12 protein-coding genes are annotated in these 18,878 nt (G+C 45.7%); 7 read left to right on the top strand and 5 right to left on the bottom strand.

Translation table 11 applies throughout. The annotated features are described in order from the left end of the window. The first annotated feature begins 59 nt into the window (after positions 1–59). From QUB14_RS10585 to QUB14_RS10565, 5 genes are all read left to right on the top strand, one after another. On the top strand, positions 60–3,494 hold the full coding sequence (locus QUB14_RS10585) for a PAS domain S-box protein (protein WP_333216893.1): 3,435 nt from the start codon (positions 60–62) through the stop codon (positions 3,492–3,494). A gap of 57 nt (positions 3,495–3,551) precedes the next feature. Further along, a complete protein-coding gene (locus QUB14_RS10580; protein WP_333216894.1) occupies positions 3,552–3,932 on the top strand; it encodes a response regulator in 381 nt (126 codons plus the stop codon). 116 nt (positions 3,933–4,048) lie between these two features. Further along, positions 4,049–4,432, top strand: coding sequence for an Hsp20/alpha crystallin family protein (locus tag QUB14_RS10575; RefSeq protein WP_333216896.1), 384 nt, complete (start codon positions 4,049–4,051; stop codon positions 4,430–4,432). Between the two features lie 177 nt (positions 4,433–4,609). After that, on the top strand, positions 4,610–4,990 hold the full coding sequence (locus tag QUB14_RS10570) for a response regulator (RefSeq protein ID WP_333216940.1): 381 nt from the start codon (positions 4,610–4,612) through the stop codon (positions 4,988–4,990). Between the two features lie 265 nt (positions 4,991–5,255). Continuing rightward, entirely contained in the window at positions 5,256–5,453 is a 198-nt protein-coding gene (locus QUB14_RS10565; protein WP_333216898.1) for a hypothetical protein, read from the top strand. Between the two features lie 73 nt (positions 5,454–5,526). Here the strand turns inward: QUB14_RS10565 and QUB14_RS10560 are convergent, their stop codons facing one another. From QUB14_RS10560 to gatB, 5 genes are all read right to left on the bottom strand, one after another. Next, positions 5,527–6,759, bottom strand: coding sequence for a pentapeptide repeat-containing protein (locus QUB14_RS10560; RefSeq protein WP_333216900.1), 1,233 nt, complete (start codon positions 6,757–6,759; stop codon positions 5,527–5,529). Between the two features lie 107 nt (positions 6,760–6,866). Further along, positions 6,867–7,505 (bottom strand): Uma2 family endonuclease, encoded by a 639-nt coding sequence (locus QUB14_RS10555; protein WP_333216902.1) that lies wholly within the window; start codon positions 7,503–7,505, stop codon positions 6,867–6,869. Positions 7,506–7,585: 80 nt separating this feature from the next. Beyond that, on the bottom strand, positions 7,586–8,161 hold the full coding sequence (locus QUB14_RS10550; protein WP_333216904.1) for a Uma2 family endonuclease: 576 nt from the start codon (positions 8,159–8,161) through the stop codon (positions 7,586–7,588). A 43-nt stretch (positions 8,162–8,204) separates the two neighbouring features. Then, the gene (locus QUB14_RS10545; RefSeq protein WP_333216906.1) at positions 8,205–9,371 is read right to left on the bottom strand and encodes a pentapeptide repeat-containing protein; all 1,167 of its coding nucleotides are present in this window, start codon (positions 9,369–9,371) and stop codon (positions 8,205–8,207) included. Between the two features lie 372 nt (positions 9,372–9,743). After that, positions 9,744–11,246, bottom strand: a complete 1,503-nt coding sequence (gatB, locus tag QUB14_RS10540; protein ID WP_333216907.1) for an Asp-tRNA(Asn)/Glu-tRNA(Gln) amidotransferase subunit GatB — start codon at positions 11,244–11,246, stop codon at positions 9,744–9,746. A gap of 541 nt (positions 11,247–11,787) precedes the next feature. Between gatB and QUB14_RS10535 the strand changes: the two genes are divergently transcribed. Further along, on the top strand, positions 11,788–15,063 hold the full coding sequence (locus tag QUB14_RS10535) for a PAS domain S-box protein (protein ID WP_333216911.1): 3,276 nt from the start codon (positions 11,788–11,790) through the stop codon (positions 15,061–15,063). Positions 15,064–15,434: 371 nt separating this feature from the next. Next, positions 15,435–18,644, top strand: a complete 3,210-nt coding sequence (locus tag QUB14_RS10530; RefSeq protein ID WP_333216913.1) for an EAL domain-containing protein — start codon at positions 15,435–15,437, stop codon at positions 18,642–18,644. Positions 18,645–18,878: the final 234 nt, after the last annotated feature.

Genomic DNA, 18,878 nt, shown 5'->3' with positions numbered 1-18,878 from the left:
GAGGGGTAAAAACCCGGTTTATGCCTCAATCTAAAAAATGTAATTAATTAAGTAGATTAATGATAGAACATACTGATAAAGATTATGGGAAATTGCAACAACAGCAACAACAAATCCTTGCTAAAACAGCACTTTCTCTCTCCGAATCCCTCAAACTAGAAGACATTCTCAACACTACGGTAACTGACCTCAGAAACACTCTGCAATGCGATCGCGTAATTATCTTCCAATTTGCTCCAGACTGGAGCGGAAAGGTTGTGGTAGAGTCAGTTGGTTCAGAATGGACAGCAATCTTATCCACTCAGATACACGATCCTTGCTTGGGTGAAAGCTATATCGAACCCTTAAAACAAGGCTTATTCACCTCTAAATCTGATATTTCTACTGCCGGAATTGATACTTGTTACCGGGAATTCCTGGCAAATTTTCAAGTGAGAGCTAACTTGGTTATTCCTATCCTTAAGGGAGAAGAAGTCTGGGGATTATTGATGGCCCATCACTGTGCAGAACCTCGCGAATGGCAACCATCAGAAATTGAACTCATGCGACAGCTAGCAACTCAAGCTGGAATTGCCATTCAGCAAGCTGATTTATTTGATCAAGTACAAACGGAAGTGAGGGAGCGCCAACAAGCAGAAATTGCCCTACAACAACTCAATACTGAACTGGAACAACGAGTCATAGAACGGACAGCAGAACTCACTGAAGTCAACCATAGCTGGCAACAATATATCAATCAAGTTGAAGACCTCTATAATAATGCTCCCTGTGGCTATCATTCCTTAGATGCAGCAGGAACAATAATTATGATTAATGATACGGAACTGAAGTGGTTAGGCTATACCCGCGATGAAATTGTACACCAAAAAAAATTTGTTGATTTAATGACAATTGAAAGTAAAAATATTTTTTATCACAACTTTCCCGTATTTAAAAAACAAGGGTACATCAATAATTTAGAGTTTCAGATGTTGAATAAAAACGGAAAACTCATTTGGCTCAACCTAAATGCTACAGCAATTTATGATGAAGCAGGTAAATTCATGATGAGTCGTTCTAGCGTATTTGATATCACCGATCGCAAACGTACTGAAGAAGCCTTCCGCCAATATGAACGCATCCTCTTCAATACAAGAGATGGGATTGCGCTGATGGATCGCAACTATATTTATCAAATAGCCAATCCAGGTTATTTGACTTGGTGCAACAAATCTGAAAGCGAAGTAATCGGAAATTCTGTTAGGAATATCCTGGGTGCAGAGTTGTTTGATAACTTCATTCAACCTCGCTTAGATAGATGTTTGGCTGGAGAAACAATTCAGTATGAAAAGTGGTTTGACTCTCCCAATTTAGTTAGGCAATTTTTGAGCGTTACTTATACGCCTTTACGTGATATAGGCGAAAATATTGTAGGGGTAATCGTCAGTCTGCGCGATCTGACTAAACTCAAACAAACAGAACAAATGCTGGAGCTTCAGGCTGTCATTACCCGCAACATGGCGGAAGGCATTTGCTTAGTAAGAGCAGATAATGCAGCCATTGTCTATGCCAATCCTAAATTTGAGCAGATGTTTGGCTATGACTTTGGCGAACTCAACGGTCAGCACGTTTCGATTCTCAACTATGGCAGCGCATCGGTGAGTCCTGAAGATGTAAATCAAACCATTCGGTCTGCCGTTTTACAAAACAGTGAATTCAGCTATGAAATCCAGAATGTCAAGAAAGATGGAACTCCATTTTGGTGTAGTGCCACTTGCTCTGTATTCAATCATTCCGACTACGGCGATGTTCTGGTGGCCGTTCATCAAGATATCACAGTAGCGAAGCACCTAGAAGAAGTTCGACAAGAGGCGGAAGCAGCCTTACTACAGAAATCCCGAAAGGAACATTTGCTATGGAGGATTACTCAAGGGATTCGCCAATCTTTGGATCTGAATGCCGTTCTAAATACTGCTGTTACTGAAATCAGGCAGACATTACAAACCGATCGCACTGCCATTTACCGCTTTAATCCTGATTGGAGTGGTGATTTTATTTTCGAGTCAGTTGGTGAGGATTGGAGAAAACTGATAGGAAGCGATCTTCAAAAAAATTGTGCAGATACCTATCTGCAAGAAACTCACGGCGGTCGATTCCGCAATCATGAAAATTTTGTTGTAAATAATATTTACAGCGCTGAACTTCAACCCTGTCATATCGAGCTACTGGAACAATTTCAAGCAAAAAGTTATGCAGTTTTCCCGATATTTTTGAGAGAAAATCTCTGGGGTTTGTTAGCTATTTACCAAAATACGGCACCTCGTCAATGGCAATCGTGGGAAATAGAATTACTTGAACAGATTGCCAGCCAATTGTCGATCGCCATTCAGCAATCCAAACTCTACCGACAACTTCAGCTAGAACTGCAAGAACGCCAGCAAGCCGAAGCCACGATCCGAGAAGCGGAACGACGCTGGCGATCGCTCTTGGATAACGTGCAGTTGATTGTTGTCGGACTTAATATAGAGGGAAATGTTAATTATGTTAATCCTTTTTTCTTAAAAATTACGGGATATACTCACCCAGAAGTTATTGGAAAAAATTGGTTTGATAACTTCGTACCTCCTTCTAATCAACAATCGGTTCAAGTTGTTTTTTCGGAAGTTTTAGCCCACAACTATCATCCATATTATCAAAATTTTATCTTGACAAAATCGTGTGAACAACGGTTCATTGCGTGGAACAATACCATGCTGCAAGATTCAGAGGGAAACATTATTGGCACGATCAGCATTGGGGAAGATATTACCGAACGACAAAGGATCGAACACATTAAAGATGAGTTCATTGGCATTGTCAGCCATGAACTTCGCACTCCTTTGACAGGAATTCAAATGTCATTGGGACTAATAAAAAGTGGGGTTTACGATCAAAAACCCGAAAAATCTAGACGCATGATTGAAATTGCCCTCCTCGATACCCATCGTTTAGTGAACCTGGTTAATGATATTTTAGATTTGGAGCGCCTAGACTCCGGGCGGGAAACTGTGGAGAAAACCGTTTGCAAAGCTGCCGATTTGATGCAGCAAGCAGTAGATAGCACTCGGGCGCTGGCTACTCAACAGCAGATCTCATTAATCGTTACCCCCACGGATGCAGAAGTCGGGGCAACAGGAGATGCGATCGTCCAAACCTTAACAAATTTGCTCAGTAATGCGATTAAATTCTCACCTGCCGATTCCACAATTCATCTGAGTGCCCTAAACCAGACAGACTTTGTGCTGTTCCAAGTTAGCGATTGCGGACGAGGCATTCCTGCTGATAAACTAGAACTCATTTTTGGGCGATTTCAGCAAGTCGATGCCTCCGACTCCCGCGAAAAAGGAGGCACCGGTTTAGGTTTAGCAATCTGTCGCAGTATTGTTGAGCTGCATGGCGGCAAAATCTGGGCGGAAAGTATTTTAGGTGAAGGCAGCACATTTTCCTTCACCCTACCCTTAGCCACCATTGAATAACGCTTAGATTAATCTGTAGCATCAATCCAAAATCCAAAATCTCCAATCCAAAATTCCATGACAGACAGACAAATTCTAGTTGTTGACGATGAAGAACACCTTCGGGAACTTGTGCAGGCTTGCTTAGAAGATTTAGGCGGATGGGAAACAGTGGGGGCAGGATCGGGAGAGGAATGTTTACAAATCCTGCAAACAGAACAACCCAACGCCATTTTGCTGGATGTATCAATGCCGGGAATGGATGGGTTTGCCGTGTACGAGATCCTGCAGTCCGATCCGATTACCCGATCGATTCCAGTGATTCTGCTGACAGCGAAAGTTTTGCCCAGCGATCGGGCTAAATTTGCCCACATGGCGGTAGCTGGGGTAATTGCCAAACCGATCCAACCCATCACCCTGACGGAAGAAGTAGCAGAGATTTTGGGATGGGATGAATAACTTTCAGCATTTTTGTCAAGTTTTGTAACAATAACCGAATCTTTACCAAATCCTTACCGTTGCTATTTAGTCTCCTGTTATGCAGCTAACAGTTCTTTGCATTAGGAGGAGACTCAATGAATTCTTTTCAAGCTTTGAATGATGTAAATCAGGATCTCGCAGGTTCATTTTCCGGTTTGCCCACTGGTTGTCAGCAATCCACACCTTGGATCGATCATACAGAGGAAACACCGATCACAGGCATTAAAATTCAAGAAAGGGATGTGACACTTATCCTTAAAGTTTATATTTCTGACCTTCATCTTGTCAAATTGAATCTCCAAATCACTCCAGAAACTGTTTTAATTCAAGGTCAACCTACCGAAGTGGCTGGAGTAGAAGGTTATTTCCTTCCTAGTGGATTTGAAAGTCTCATCCCGTTGCCCCACCGCGTAGATCCTGATATCTATGTGGCTAAAATACACCAGGATAGTTTAACAATTCGCTTGCTAAAGAATTGAGAGTGGAGCAATCCGAAGTTCGGATTCAACTCTCAAATACACATCTTTGAGCGATTGCTTAAAGATGTGTATTTGAGACCAAATTGACTACCAAAAAATTGATTTCTAATCAATCAAAATAAAATGAACACTTTGCAAGTAGCTAATTATGAGGGCAGTCTCCTGCCCGAAAACAAGATGAAAGGAAAACAAATTCTCATCGTTGATGACCAAGAACACCTCCGCGAACTGGTACAGTTGTGCCTGGAAGACCTCGCGGGATGGAACACCCTGGTGGCCGAATCAGGAGAAGAATGTTTACAAATCCTACAAACAGAACGACCTAATGCTATTTTGCTGGATTTATCAATGCCGGGAATGGATGGGTTTGCTGTGTACGCTCGTCTCCGATCCGATCCCATAACTCGATCGATTCCAGTGATTCTGCTGACAGCAAGAGTTATGCAAAGCGATATGACCAGCTTTGCCGAAATGGGTGTTGCTGGGGTAATTCGCAAACCATTTGAACCAACCACCCTGCCGGGAAAAGTGGCAGAGATGTTGGGATGGGATGATTGACACTCCCCGGTATGGCAGACGCAGGATTCTTAAGAATTTACAATCTTAATATCCTCTCTGGGAAGCGGGGGATTGTGGGATACAATTTCTCTCAGTTATTGCTATTTTTACGAAAGATTTCGATTTGCATCAATTCATTAACAAGCTTGTATTCTTTACCAAATCTTTACTTCTTACCTCTACATTCATAGAGTTGCTGCTTCCAGCCAGCTTACAGCGCTTGGCAACAAGAGACAAATACACTTTCGATAAAAAAGAGGTTTTTATGACAAGCTGTCCTTGCTGCACCAATCAACTGCTGCGTCACGTTCGCCAAGCTCAAGTATACTGGTTTTGCCGTCAGTGTTGGCAAGAAATGCCTGTTTACCCTCTTAACAGCTACGGTGCATCACTCTCTATAAATGTAGTTAGAGAGTTAAGGATTAAGAAGCCACTTTCTTCAGAGGGAGTAGTTTTAAGGTAAAATTCCATCGCACCGGCGTGAGCCCCGTGGCACACTGGAGGCGGATGAATCAAAGGGATCTCGCACTTACCGACTAAACCTCTTCAAAAATCGCGCCTCGCTGCTGTAAATTCACCTGCATCTCCTCATCCATTCCTGAATTGTTCCCAAACCTCGCTGACTCGACATTCGCACCGCTGAAATTAGTATTTGTTAAGTTCACTTCCAGCAGATTTGCGCCGCTCAAATTTGCACCGCTGAGGTTAGCTAAAGCTAGACTTGCTTTATGTAAATCTGCACCGCTTAAATCAGCATTTCCTAAGAAAGCGCCACTCAAATCTGCACCGCCGAATTTGGCATTTTGCAGGTTGGCGTCGCTGAAATCGGCATCGTTTAAGGTTGCACCCCGGAAATTTACCCGATCGAGATTTGCGCTGCTAAAATCCACTGCACTTAAAGTCGTTCCACGCAAGGTGCTACCCGCGAAATCTAGTGCTGGATTGAGATTGGCGATTTTTGCCAACTCCACAAAGTTGTCGGTTTCAGCGGAAATAATGCGATCGACCATTTCCTGCAATTCCGATTCAGCTTCCGGGACAATTTCCACTTCGCGCGGTTCAACCGGAGGTAAATTGTAGGACAATAGCGCCCAACTGAGGGCAGGTTGGAGTTTATTTGCGTGCAGGTATATAGTCAGGATTCTTTCTAAAACCGAATGTTGATTTGGCGTGATATCGTGCGGCCACAAACCCTCCGCATCTGTGAGATTAATATCTTCTTTAGCAACTTCAAAAGCCGCTGCCATCCGAAATTCTTTGCCAGCTAATTCTCCCAGCTTAGCACTTTTTAGCAAACCTTTTAATACTGATTTGCGCTGTTCAACTGCAAAAACCCAAGCTGGCGTTGTATCATTCCTTATTGTGGAAACGTGACACCGTATGCTCTCTGTTTCCTTGATTTTTTCCGCATTTTCGCCGCCCTGAACTCCGCGCTGACTTTCGCTCACTAAAATTTTTGCACTGTTTTGAATGGGCAAGGTTTCTTCTATTGGCAAAAGCTGGAAAGAACCGACTAACTGACGCGATGCTACGGGTATTTCGCAGTTTTCTAGATAGAGTTTGAGCGTCCCGCCTTGCAGACCAAATTTGACGCGACCGCCGAGCAGCGGTTCCCAATGCTCGTTAAAATTCAGACTCAAGTGAATGTCGAGCTGTTGGGTTTGGGGTGCAACCGATGGAACTGGAATTGCTTCTAATTGCATCCACAAGCAATCTGGGTATTTGTTGTAAGACTCTAGCGATCGCATATCGGGTAGAATTGCTGGCACTACCAGCCTGTAATTGATATTTAAATTAGTTTATCATCTCTATTTTATCACACTACACCTTTTTTTTGTGAACCAAATTGTAAATTTTGTTTAATTTGATCCGCAAGTCATTGGTTTTGCTGAATTTGGCTTTTTACCCAATTCCGAAATGCTTTCACTAATTCCAAATAGTCCATTGTTTCTGCTTGTTCCAAAAATCTAACAATCTCTAATATCGGTAAGCTGGGAAATGCTAAACTGATCTCGCCGTCAACGTATTCTCCATTTTCAAATCTGTTGATTCTGAGCCGCGATCCATTATAAATCCAAACTTCCGGCACTCCCAGATCCGCATAAACCTGCAAGCTATTTTCCGAGCGGCTGGTAATATCAATTTCCACTACTAAATCCGGCGGCGGATCTTGATTCAGGTAGATTCTTTTTTTGCCTTTAACTGCACTAAGATTCTGGATGTAAAAACATTCATCTGGTTCTGCACCGCTCAGTTCAGGACGTTTGAATGTGGTAGAACCAAGAAGCTCAATTTTCACCTCTAATTCTTCCGCTAGAGTCTCGACAAATCGACCCATTATTTTTTTGAAACGTTCGTGTTGTGGAGAAGGTACCCTAATTTCAAGATTGCCGCGATTATATGTCAGTCTAATTTGACTATCGCCGATTTCGGCAAGCAAAGTTTCGTAGGTTTGCCAACTGATACCCGATAGCTCGACAATTTGTTCGGGTGGAGCGAGAGTTTGAGCGGTCATAGGGCTATTTTCGTGAAGAGTTCGTAGGCGCAAGCCGGGGTGTAGCCATCGCACTTTTGCATTATATCATCGAAGGAAGCCTAGGCTGGAAATACCGAAGACAAATCCAGACACAATTCGGAAAAACCCGGAATTACCACCGTCTGATTTGGCAAAACAACTCGTTGCAATTGATAACTATAACTTCCGTTTTGTTTCTGATAAGGTTCGCTGTGCATTTCCAGTTGATTATCAACCAAATTAAATATCCAATAATTAGAAATCCCAGTCTCAGCATAGAGAGACAGCTTGGTTGTGCGATCGTACTTCAACGTAGAATCCGATACCTCAATTACCAACAAAATATCAGCAGGCTGCGGGTGAGAAGAGAAATAACGATCGGCTCGATTGCGGGCAATCACAACATCAGGCTCTGGTTCGGTATCATCAGACAAAATAATGGGTTCTTGACCGCGCACGATCGCTATTTTTCGCAGCAGCGGGTACAATTCTCCTAACAGTAGCGAATTACAAACAGAGTGAAACGTACTTTTAGTAGCCTTGAGGATAATTTCTCCGCGAATCAATTCAACTCGCTCATCGGGGGCGAAAAATCCCAGTTCTCCCAAACGGTGATATTCGGCGATCGAGAATCGTTTTGCAGTTACGGCAGTCATAGCTTTTCTTACCCTCTACAATTACCAACCTTTCCAATTAATTCTACTCAAAAATCCCGCCCCGTGCCGTCAATTCAACCTTCAGGGCATCCGAAATTCCCAAACAACAAAAAAACTTTGCATTTTCCACCACCGTATTTGTCAAATCAGCGCGGCTCAAATCAGCACCGTTTAAATTGGCACCGCTCAAATTAACACCACTTAAATCAGCATTCTTGAAATCAGTATTTGTCAAATTTGCATTTACTAAAATCGCATTCGGTAAATAAGCACTGCTCAAATTGGCGCCGGTTAAATTTGCACCGCTCAAATTCGCCCGGGGCAGCTTTGTCCGCAAATCAGCACCGCTCAAATTGGCGCTGCTGAGTTCAGCATCCCGCAAATTAGCATTGCACAAATTAGCATCAATTAAAATAGCAGCGCTCAGCAAAGCACCGCTGAGATCGGCCAAAGTCAAATCTGCGCCTCGGAGGTTGGTTTCGCGCAAATCCGCACCGTTAAAATCAGTGTAGTGCAAGTCAAAACCGCTTAAATTAGCCCCAGCAAAATCCTCAATCGGATTCAAACCAACTGTTTCTACAAGTTGTACAAAACTCTTATTTTTATCAGTTAAAAACAGTTGCCGGACGATCGCCAATTGCTGCTGTCGGTACTGGTTAGCCTTCTCGTAATCTGCTAAATACTTGTAAGCAAGCTTCAAATTCTTGAGAGCATGGCGCTCAATGCGATCGTCATTGCTGGCGCGCGCGATCGACAACTGCTCGTGATAGCATTCGATCGCACCAGGCAAATCTCCCTTAGCATCGTAAGCTAGTGCCAAATTCCCCAAAGTTTCCAACTCTGAGCGCCCGTCGCCAGTGTCCCGCGCGATCGCCAAACGCTGTTGCTGGTAATCAATAGCACCAGAAAAATTCTCCAGAGCACAACAAGCATTGCCCAGATTTCCCAAAGCATTAGCCTCGCCCCGGCGATCGCCAATTTCCCGCGCTAACACCAAATGCTGCTGGTAGCACTCGATCGCCTGAGCATAATTTCCCAGCGCTTCGTAAGCTACGCCCATATTACCCAGCGCCGCACCCGATCGCCGCTTATCGTCCATTGAGCGATACAGCGCCAGCGCTTCCTGCCAAGAACCCAGCGCCGCCTCAAATTGACGCGCCTGATATTGCGAAATCCCCTGCTTGATTAGCTCGCTAGCTTGTTCGCTCATAATGTCAAAATTAGTTAATAACTAAAGTTGATATTAATCGACTCAAAGCGGTAATTGCTAATCAGTAATCAGTAATCGGGGATCGGTATCGTTAATCCCCCTCTCCCCCATCCGTATTTTCACGTCCGTGGAAAAAAAAGACAAAAAAAGAGAGAGCTACCTAAGTAACTCTCTCTGCCATCAGGGTGCATCTACATAACACAATATAACACGAGAGGGATGAGGGGTGTCACCCCCAAACGTGAAGATGTTGTAAAGAAATGTAGACTAATTATAAAGTTACGAGCCAGCAAGAAGGGCGAGGGCGCGGCGAGATCGGGAAAAACCGATCGCCCGCCGCTGTATCTGCTACACGACCCCCTTAATAATTGCTTAGCCTGGGCCGTTAAGCTTCGCCGCCAGCAGCTCATTGGTCAGTTTGGGATCGGCCCGGCCGCCCGTTTCCTTCATCACCTTGCCGACAAAAAAGCCCAGCAGCTTAGTTTTACCGGCTCGGTACTGTTCGAGCTCCTTGGGATTGGCGGCTAACACCGCATCGATCGCTCGATCGATCGCCCCAGTATCCGAAATTTGAATCAAACCCTTGCTCTCAACGAACTTCTGAGGCGAACCACCGTTTGCCAGCAACTCCGGCAAAATATCCTTAGCAATTTTGCCACTGATCGTACCGGCATCAATTAGCCCCAGCAGTTCGGCTAAATCCTGCGGTTGGAAAGGAATTTCTGCGATCGCCAGTTTTTCATTTTTCAGATAAGCAGTAATATCGCCCATCACCCAATTCGCAGCTTGTTTAGCCACAGCACCAGCGGCGATCGATTTTTCAAAATACTCCGCCACCGCTTTGTCGTCAGTCAGCACCCGCGCGTCGTAGGGAGAAAGACCGATCTCAGTTTCGTAGCGATTGCGCTTTTGGGCCGGCAATTCCGGCAGTTGAGCTTTCCAATCGTGCAATTGCTCGGCCGAAACTTTGATCGGAGGCAAATCCGGTTCCGGGAAATACCGGTAATCGCTTGCGCCTTCCTTAACCCGCATACTGAAAGTACACTGCTTGTTTTCATCCCACAGCCGGGTTTCTTGGACGATGGTTTCGCCATTTTCCACCGCTTGAATTTGCCGCTCGATCTCGTAATCGATCGCCCGTTCGATCGCATTAAAAGAGTTCATATTTTTAATTTCCACCTTCGTGCCGAACTCTTTTCTGCCCACGGGGCGCACCGAAATATTCACGTCGCACCGGAGCGAACCTTCCTGCATATTCCCGTCGCCAACACCGATGTAGCGCACGATCCGGCGCAATTCTTGACCGTATTCGGCAGCTTCCGCGCCCGATCGCAAATCCGGTTCCGAAACAATTTCGATTAGAGGCACACCGGCGCGGTTGTAATCCACCATTGAATAAGTTGAACCGCTCAACCGATCGCTGCCGCCGTGAACCAATTTTCCGGCATCTTCCTCCATGTGCAAGCGAGTGATCCCGATTTTTTTTCTAGTAGAATTTCCAGTCTCGTCCACCAGTTCAATTTCTAGCCAACCGTTAGTAGCGATCGGCAAATCGAACTGAGAAATTTGATAATTTTTCGGCAAATCGGGATAGAAATATTGCTTGCGGTCAAACTTACTGTAAGGTGCGATTTCGCAGTTGAGAGCCAGCCCTGCTTTCACCGCATACTCCAGAACTTTTTGATTTAATACTGGCAACACTCCCGGCATTCCCATACAAATTGGGTCAATGTTAGTATTTGGAGTATTGCCAAATTCTGTAGAAGAACTGGAGAAAATTTTAGTATTCGTACTCAATTGACAATGAGTTTCGAGACCGATAATGGCTTCGTACTGAGTTTGGTTTTTTATCGAAGAGGGTGCAGCAGCAGTCATAAGCAATTTTAAAGACTGAATAACTTTAGATTTTATTTTAGCTTTTTATTGACCAAAGTGAGTGGAGATTATTTGTAGGTAGCCGCAGTTTCATTGGTGTCAACAAGCGCGTCAAACCCTTAGTTCGGCAGGTTTAAACCCCTGCCGGACTTTGAGAAAGCGTGTTTAGTTGAGACAAATGGGGCTGTGCACAGGCAACGCCCTGCTACAGATGGGCGATCGACCCAAGCCCCCAGCCACGCCGATCTCCTTTCGATCGCCCCCAAACAACAACTCTGTGCAAAAATATACTTAGCGCCTGCTCCTGCCCGTACCCTTCCCTTACCCAGGAGAGTTTTAGATCGATCCACCACAATTGCCGATCGATCTGCACCCCAAATCCTTTTACTTGCAGTCTTTAATAACGCCGCCCGCCTCCAACGATCGGCTCCACGCACAGACTAAAAATTAAAAATGTATAATTTACAGGAAATTACCTATTTTTAATTTTTAAGCTTTAATTTTGAATTGTAAAAGTAACACTTGCCTAAGTGTCAAAACTATGCGTAAATTTCCAGTTGAAAGTGCCACACTGTTTCAGAATAGCTTCACTGAGCTAGAGAAGGCGGAATCAGCCCTCGAACTCGCTTGGAACGAACTCGAAAAACAAACAGCAGAAACCATTGCTCGCATTGCCAGCGCCGGCTCAGCAAACACACAGGAAATCAGTGACCGCTTGGCCGGGGCGAAGCAACTCCGCCAGCAACTTCAAACCCAAATAAAACAAGCCAACTTGCGGCGGGAATTTCATCTAGAAAACTCGCCAATGGCAGTTATAGAGTGGGACAGGGAATTTCGGGTAGTGCGGTGGTCGCCAATGGCCAAACAAATATTTGGCTGGAGTGCTGCAGAAGTAATCGGCAAATACTGGCACGAATGGTCAATAGTTTATCAAGAAGACTTCGAGGAAGTGTGCGCCGTCACAAATCAACTGTTAGACAGCAGAGAAACCCGCAACGTTTGCCGCAACCGCAACTATACCAAAGATGGCTCGGTAATTTACTGCGAATGGTACAATTCTGCACTAATCGATGAATCGGGAAGAGTAGTTTCAATTCTCTCTTTTGCCAGAGACATAACCGATTGCCACCGCATTCAAGAAGAACTGCACCGGCGCGAACAAGCTTTCAGCGCCCTAGCCGAAAATGCTACCGATATCATCGCCAGGTTCGATCGAGAATTCCGCCACCTTTACATCAACCACGCAGTAGAATCAGCAACCGGAAAACCCCCCGCAGAATTGATGGGCAAGAGCCACAGAGAATCAGGAATGCCACCACACTTGTGCGACCTGTGGGACGAGACTTTTCTGAAAGTTTTTGACACCGGCAAACAAGAAACCATAGAATTTAAGTTTCTTACTCCCGAGGGCATAAAACATTACCACTGTCGAGTCATTCCCGAGTTTGCTGAAGACAATTCAGTAGAAACAGTTTTATCCATCGCCCGCGACATCACAGAACTCAAACAAGTCGAATATCAGTTGCGACAAAGCGAATCCAAATTTAAAGCCATAGTTGATTCTAACATGATCGGCTTAATTTTTTGGGATCTTAACGGCAGCATTACAGATGCCAACGCCGCTTTTTTAAACACGGTAAATTATACGCGGGACGAGCTGCTTGCCGGAAAAGTTAACTGGCAAGAAATGACACCACCAGAATATGTGCGTTTAGATACAGAAAAAGTTGCCGAACTGAAGGCGAGAAATACGGTTGTTCCCTTTGAAAAAGAATTTATACGCTCCGATGGTAGCCGCGTTCCGGTGCTGTTGGGCAGCACATTTTTAGAAGGAACGCAGCAGTTAGGCGTCAGTTTCGTGCTGGACTTAAGCGAGCGCAAACAAGCCAAATCAGAACTGCAAAAACATCAACAACTTTTAGAAAGCATTTTGACAACTATCCCTAACTTTCTCTACATTTACGATGTAGTAGAAAACAAAAATATTTATGCAAATGAATCTGTCGCAGCCATACTCGGCTACACGGCAAAAGAATGGCAAGAGTTAGGTACAGATGCTATCGTTAAGTTAGTTCATTCCGAGGATCTGTTAAAGCTAATTACAGGTATGGATCGGCTAAAACATAGCAGCAATCCCTATGAAACAGATGAGATAGACTACAGAATCAAACACAAAAATGGGGAATGGCGCTGGGTACACGCTCGGTCTACAATCTTCAAAAGAACCCCAGACGGACAAATGAGGCAAATTATCGGTTCCGTACTCGACATCAGCGATCGCAAACAAGCCGAAGAATCATTAAAACAGCAAAAAGAACTGCTGCAAACAATCTTCGACAACGTGCCGATTATGCTCGCATTCTTAGACAAAAACGGTCAAATAAACTGGGTCAACCGCCATTGGGAACAAGTGCTCGGCTGGAGTTTAGCAGAAATCAAAGACCGCGATATCTTGGCGGAATTTTATCCGCAGCCAGAATACCGTCAATACGTTTTGGATGAAATCCAAGCAGCAAATCAGAAATGGAGCGACTTCAAAACAAAAGTTAGAGACGGGCGCATTATCGACACTTCTTGGGCAAATGTTCGCCTTTCCGACGGCAGTTGTATCGGAATTGGTCAAGATATCACCGAACGCAAACGAGTAGAATTTGAACTCAAAGAACTCAACGAAACTTTAGAAGCTCAAGTCGCTCAGCGTACCGCCGAATTAGAGACTTTTTTTGATGCCTTGCCCGATCGCATTTTTGTGGTCGAACGCAAAAATATGCGCCTGGCTTTTGTCAATCAATCTGTTGCCAAAACTGCTGGCTTAAATAGCAGAAAAGAGATGCAGGGTAAAACTCTTTTTGAATGTTTTTCCCCAGAAATAGCCGAACAATTTTGTAGGAAAAATTTGCAGGTATTTGAAACAGGCGAAACTATGCACTTGCAGGACAAATTTGTGATAGCTGGCGCCACTACTTACTACGATACTTTTAAAATTCCCCTCAGAAATCTCGACGGTGAGGTTTATGCTTTAATTGGCACTGCTCGCGATATCACTGAGTTGGTAGAGACAAAACAAGCTTTGTCAGAACGCACAGAGCAATTAGAAGCTGCAAATCAAGAGTTAGAATCTTTTTCTTACTCTGTTTCCCACGACTTGCGCGCACCTTTGCGACACATTTCAGGTTTTGTAGAAGCGTTGAAGCAGCGGCTAGAATCAACTGAGGCTTTGAGCGATCGCAAAATAGTTCACTATATGGAAATAATTGAAGACAGCAGCCAAAAAATGAGCCTGTTGATTGACGGTTTGCTCGCCCTGTCGCGGGTGAGTCGCACCGAGTTGAGGCAAATTCCGATCGATCTGAGCCGTTTGGTACAAAATGCGATTAAATTGACTAAACCCCCAACCGTCGCAGACCCGACCCAAACTCTCCACAGCGTTGAATTTGCAGTCGGAAATTTACCGACGGTAATGGGAGATCCAACCTTGCTGCAACAGGTGTTCAGCAACTTGATTAGCAACGCCGTCAAGTTCAGCCGCGGGCGTACTCCGGCTACAATAGTTATTGAGGGTTTACCTGATGGGACGATTTTTGTCAAGGATAACGGGGTGGGTTTTCCGATGGAATATGCCGATCGCCTGTTTGGAGCCTTTCAGAGGCTGCATTCCCAGAGAGAATTTGAAGGGATGGGCATCGGTTTGGCGATCGTCCAGCGGATTATTCACCGCCACGGCGGCACGGTTTGGGCCGAAAGCCTACCTAGTCAAGGAGCCACGTTTTACTTTAAACTAGGGCAAACAATCTCAAACGGTAATATAGATTCATAAGTTAAGTGTACAAGAGTTTTAAATCCAGAATTTAAAACTCTTATACACTTAAATAAGTCACAATCGGTGAGAGCATCCGAATTTTGGTGTGACAGGAGTATTCACTGTTAGAGATGGAAGCGAAAGATCTAGGCTTGGCTGTGAAAGATGCTCGTACTCCTAAAAAACGCTCTTTTAAAAATTGGGACGATCCCCAATCGGTTCGGTCAGCCCTCGACTGCCGGTGCTAAATAAAGGTCTTGCGAGTAGAGTATATAATTAATTTTGATAAAAATCACTAAAAATATCCCGATAAAATTAACAACAAAACTCAGTCTAAAAACTTACTAGCAAAAATACGAACAACCAATTGAAAACCTCCCCAATTCCTTATGTTAGATATAAATCAGACCAACTATCTACTAAAAATGGTAGCGGAATCAACATTAAAATTGTTGATTATCGAAGACATGGCAGAAGATATGGAATTAATAGTGCTCGCCTTAGAAGCGGGGGGGGTAAATTTTAATTGCGACACGGCAGAAACAGCAACAGAGTGCAGAAAACTGCTCGAGAATTGCAAGTACGATGCTGTACTCTCAGATTACCGCCTCCCCGGCTTCAACGGTTTAGAAGTATTGAAATTAATGCAGGAATTAGGGCAAGACATACCCTTGATTTTAGTAACGGGAAGTTTGGGAGAAGAAGCGGCAGTTGAGTGCATCAAAGCCGGAATGACCGATTACGTATTAAAAGGGCGGCTGTTTAGGTTGCCAACAGTCTTAGAACGATCGCTCCAAGAATACAAAATGCGGCGCCAGCAACAAGAAGCGATCACCCAAATTCAGCGGCAAGCTCAGCGAGAAGCGATCGCCAACCGCATCCTCCAAGCCATGCGCTTCACCCTTGTACTCGACGAAGTGCTGCAAACCACCGCAGATCAACTGCACGAAGCTCTAGACATCAGCGCCTGCGCCATCTTGCAGCCAGATGCTGAAGGCGGCATCAGAATTCGCTACATCAGCAAAGGAGCCGACAGAGAACGGTTTGTCGGGCTAAATTGCAAAGTGGCCGAACAGTTCCGCTCCGGGCTAGCGGCCGGGGAAACCCTGATCATCGACGAGTTATCGACACTTTGCCCGTCCCTGCAAGAATCAGCAGAGTTGGTGGGGTTTCGCGGCGTCGCGATCGCGCCGCTGCTCTACCAGCGGTCATTTTTGGGAGGAATTAGCCTCTATCAGTGCGATCGGGCGCGCTCTTGGAGCGTCGAAGAACTGTCGCTACTCAAAGCCATAGCCGATCAGTGCGCGATCGCGATCCACCAAGCCGAACTTTACCAACAAGCCCAAACCGAACTTGCAGAACGCAAGCGCGCCGAAGCAGCAGTCTGCGGCATCCAGCAGCAGCTAGCCACAATGGCAGCCAACATTCCCGGCTCAGTCTACCGCACCGTGCTGCATCCAGACGGCACAATTTCCATGCCCTACATCAGTCCGGGCGTGCGCGAAGTTACTGGGTTCGGGGCCGAAGAAGTGATTTCGCACCCGGAACTCTTGACCGAAATCATCCATCCAGACGACAAAAGCTCGTTTGACAGCCGCGTAGCAGCATCAAGAGCGACCCTTTTACCGTGCGATCGGCAGTACCGCATCGTTCTGAGATCTGGGGAGGTCAAGTGGGTGCAAGACAGCGCTAAATTTTCCAAAAACGAAAACGGCGACGTAATTATAGACGGAGTAGCCCTCGACATCAGCGATCGCAAACAAGCAGAATCAGCCCTGCGCCAAAGCGAACAGCGATTTCGCTCGCTGATTGAAAACGCCACAGACATCACGATCATTCTCGACGCCGAAGGAATCTTCCGCTACATCAGCCCTTCCGTCAAGCGAATTTTAGGATACGCGCCCCACCATGCGATCGGCCGCAGCGCCTTAGAAATAGTTCACCCCGACGACTGCGCCACCATCACCGAAACCCTCCACAAAGCCATTGAAAACCCCAAAAGAAGCCTGTGCCCAGTTGAGTACCGAGTCCGCCACCGCAACGGTTCCTGGTGTTATGTAGAAGCTGTAGCCACCAACTTGCTTTACGATCCCGCAGTCGAGGGAATCGTGATTAACTGTCACGATATCACTCAGCGCAAACTCGCCGAAGAACAACTGCTGCACGATGCTTTTCACGACGCCCTCACCGGATTGCCTAACCGATCGCTATTTACCGATCGGCTGGAACACGCTCTGAGGCTGGCCAAACGGCGCAAAGACTTCTTGTTTGCCGTGCTGTTTCTCGATTTAGATAGATTTAAAGTAGTCAACGATTCCCTCGGCCACTCGATCGGCGATCAACTGCTAGTATCGATCGCGCGGCGTCTGGAAGCTTGTCTCAGACCCGGAGATACAGTGGCCCGCATCGGAGGAGACGAGTTCGTGCTGTTGCTCGAAGACATCGAGGGCATCAATGAAGCTACCACCATTGTCAACCGCCTGCAAAAGAAAATCACCTCCCCTCTGCTTCTAGACGGACACGAAGTATTTATCACCGCCAGCATCGGCATAGCTTTGAGTTCTGGCGAATACGTGGAACCGACAACCCTGTTGCGCGACGCTGACACAGCAATGTACCGCGCCAAAGAACTCGGCAGATCCCGACACGAAGTTTTCAACAGTTCCATGCACGCCCACGCTTTGCGGCTGTTGCAGCTAGAAAACGACCTGCGGCGGGCGATCGAATCCATTAGAGAGCCGGCCAGAGAAGAAGACTTTCCCCCATCCCCCGAATCAGCCTTACCTCCCTTATCCCCAGCGCCCCAGTTTATTATTCACTACCAGCCGATCGTGTCGATCGCAACTAACACAATTACCAGTTTTGAGGCCCTAGTGCGCTGGCAGCATCCAGAACGCGGCTTAGTTTCCCCCGGCGAATTCATCACCATCGCCGAAGAAACCGGCTTGATCGTACCCCTCGGCCGCTGGGTACTCCGCACAGCTTGCCACCAAATCCGCCAGTGGCAGCAGCTATTTCCCAGCAACCCCCCCTTGAGCGTTAGCGTCAACATTTCTGTCAAACAGTTTTCTCAACCAAATTTAATCGAATACATCGACCAAGTTCTCGCAGAAACTCACCTCGACGGCAGCAGTTTAAAACTAGAAATTACCGAAAGCGTACTCATAGAAAATTCCGAATCAGTAACAGCAATGCTGGTGCAGCTCAGAACCCGAAACATACATTTGTGCATTGACGACTTCGGCACCGGCTATTCCTCGCTCTCCTACCTGCACCGCTTCCCCACCAATACCTTAAAAATAGACCGCTCTTTTGTTAGCAGGATGGGAGGTGAGTTCGATTTCAGTAAAGGAGGGATTGATCCGACCGAAATTGTGCGGTCGATCGTTACTTTGTCCCACAATTTAGGCATGGATGTAGTAGCCGAAGGAGTCGAAGAAGCCTCGCAACTATCTATACTAAAAGGGTTAAAATGTGAGTACGCCCAAGGATTCTTTTTCTCAAAGCCAGTAGACTCTCAAACAGCAGCAGCCTTAATCCGACAGCAAGCAGAAAATCAGAATTTGCTGACATTTAGTTTGTTAGAGAAAGGCCATTAAAAAAACACGGCATTTTGTGAGCCCCGTTTCAGCATAAAATCTTAAAATATTTTAAAGCTGTCCCTAAATGGCGTCAGTTAATAAGTACGGCATCCAAATCACTGTCAACGACCCGGGTCTCAAGACACGCTTGCTTCGGGCCTAAGACTTAAACCATAGTTGACCAGAGGCGTACCTGCGTACTACGTTAACGGTAAGAGTTAAAGACCTACCAGGGAATGCTCTCGCTAGTTC

The organism is Microcoleus sp. B3-D2 (genome assembly GCF_036705345.1).
Lineage (GTDB): Bacteria > Cyanobacteriota > Cyanobacteriia > Cyanobacteriales > Microcoleaceae > Microcoleus.
The sequence above is the reverse complement of the archived record's forward strand: the minus strand, read 5'-3'. Positions and strand labels throughout refer to the sequence as shown.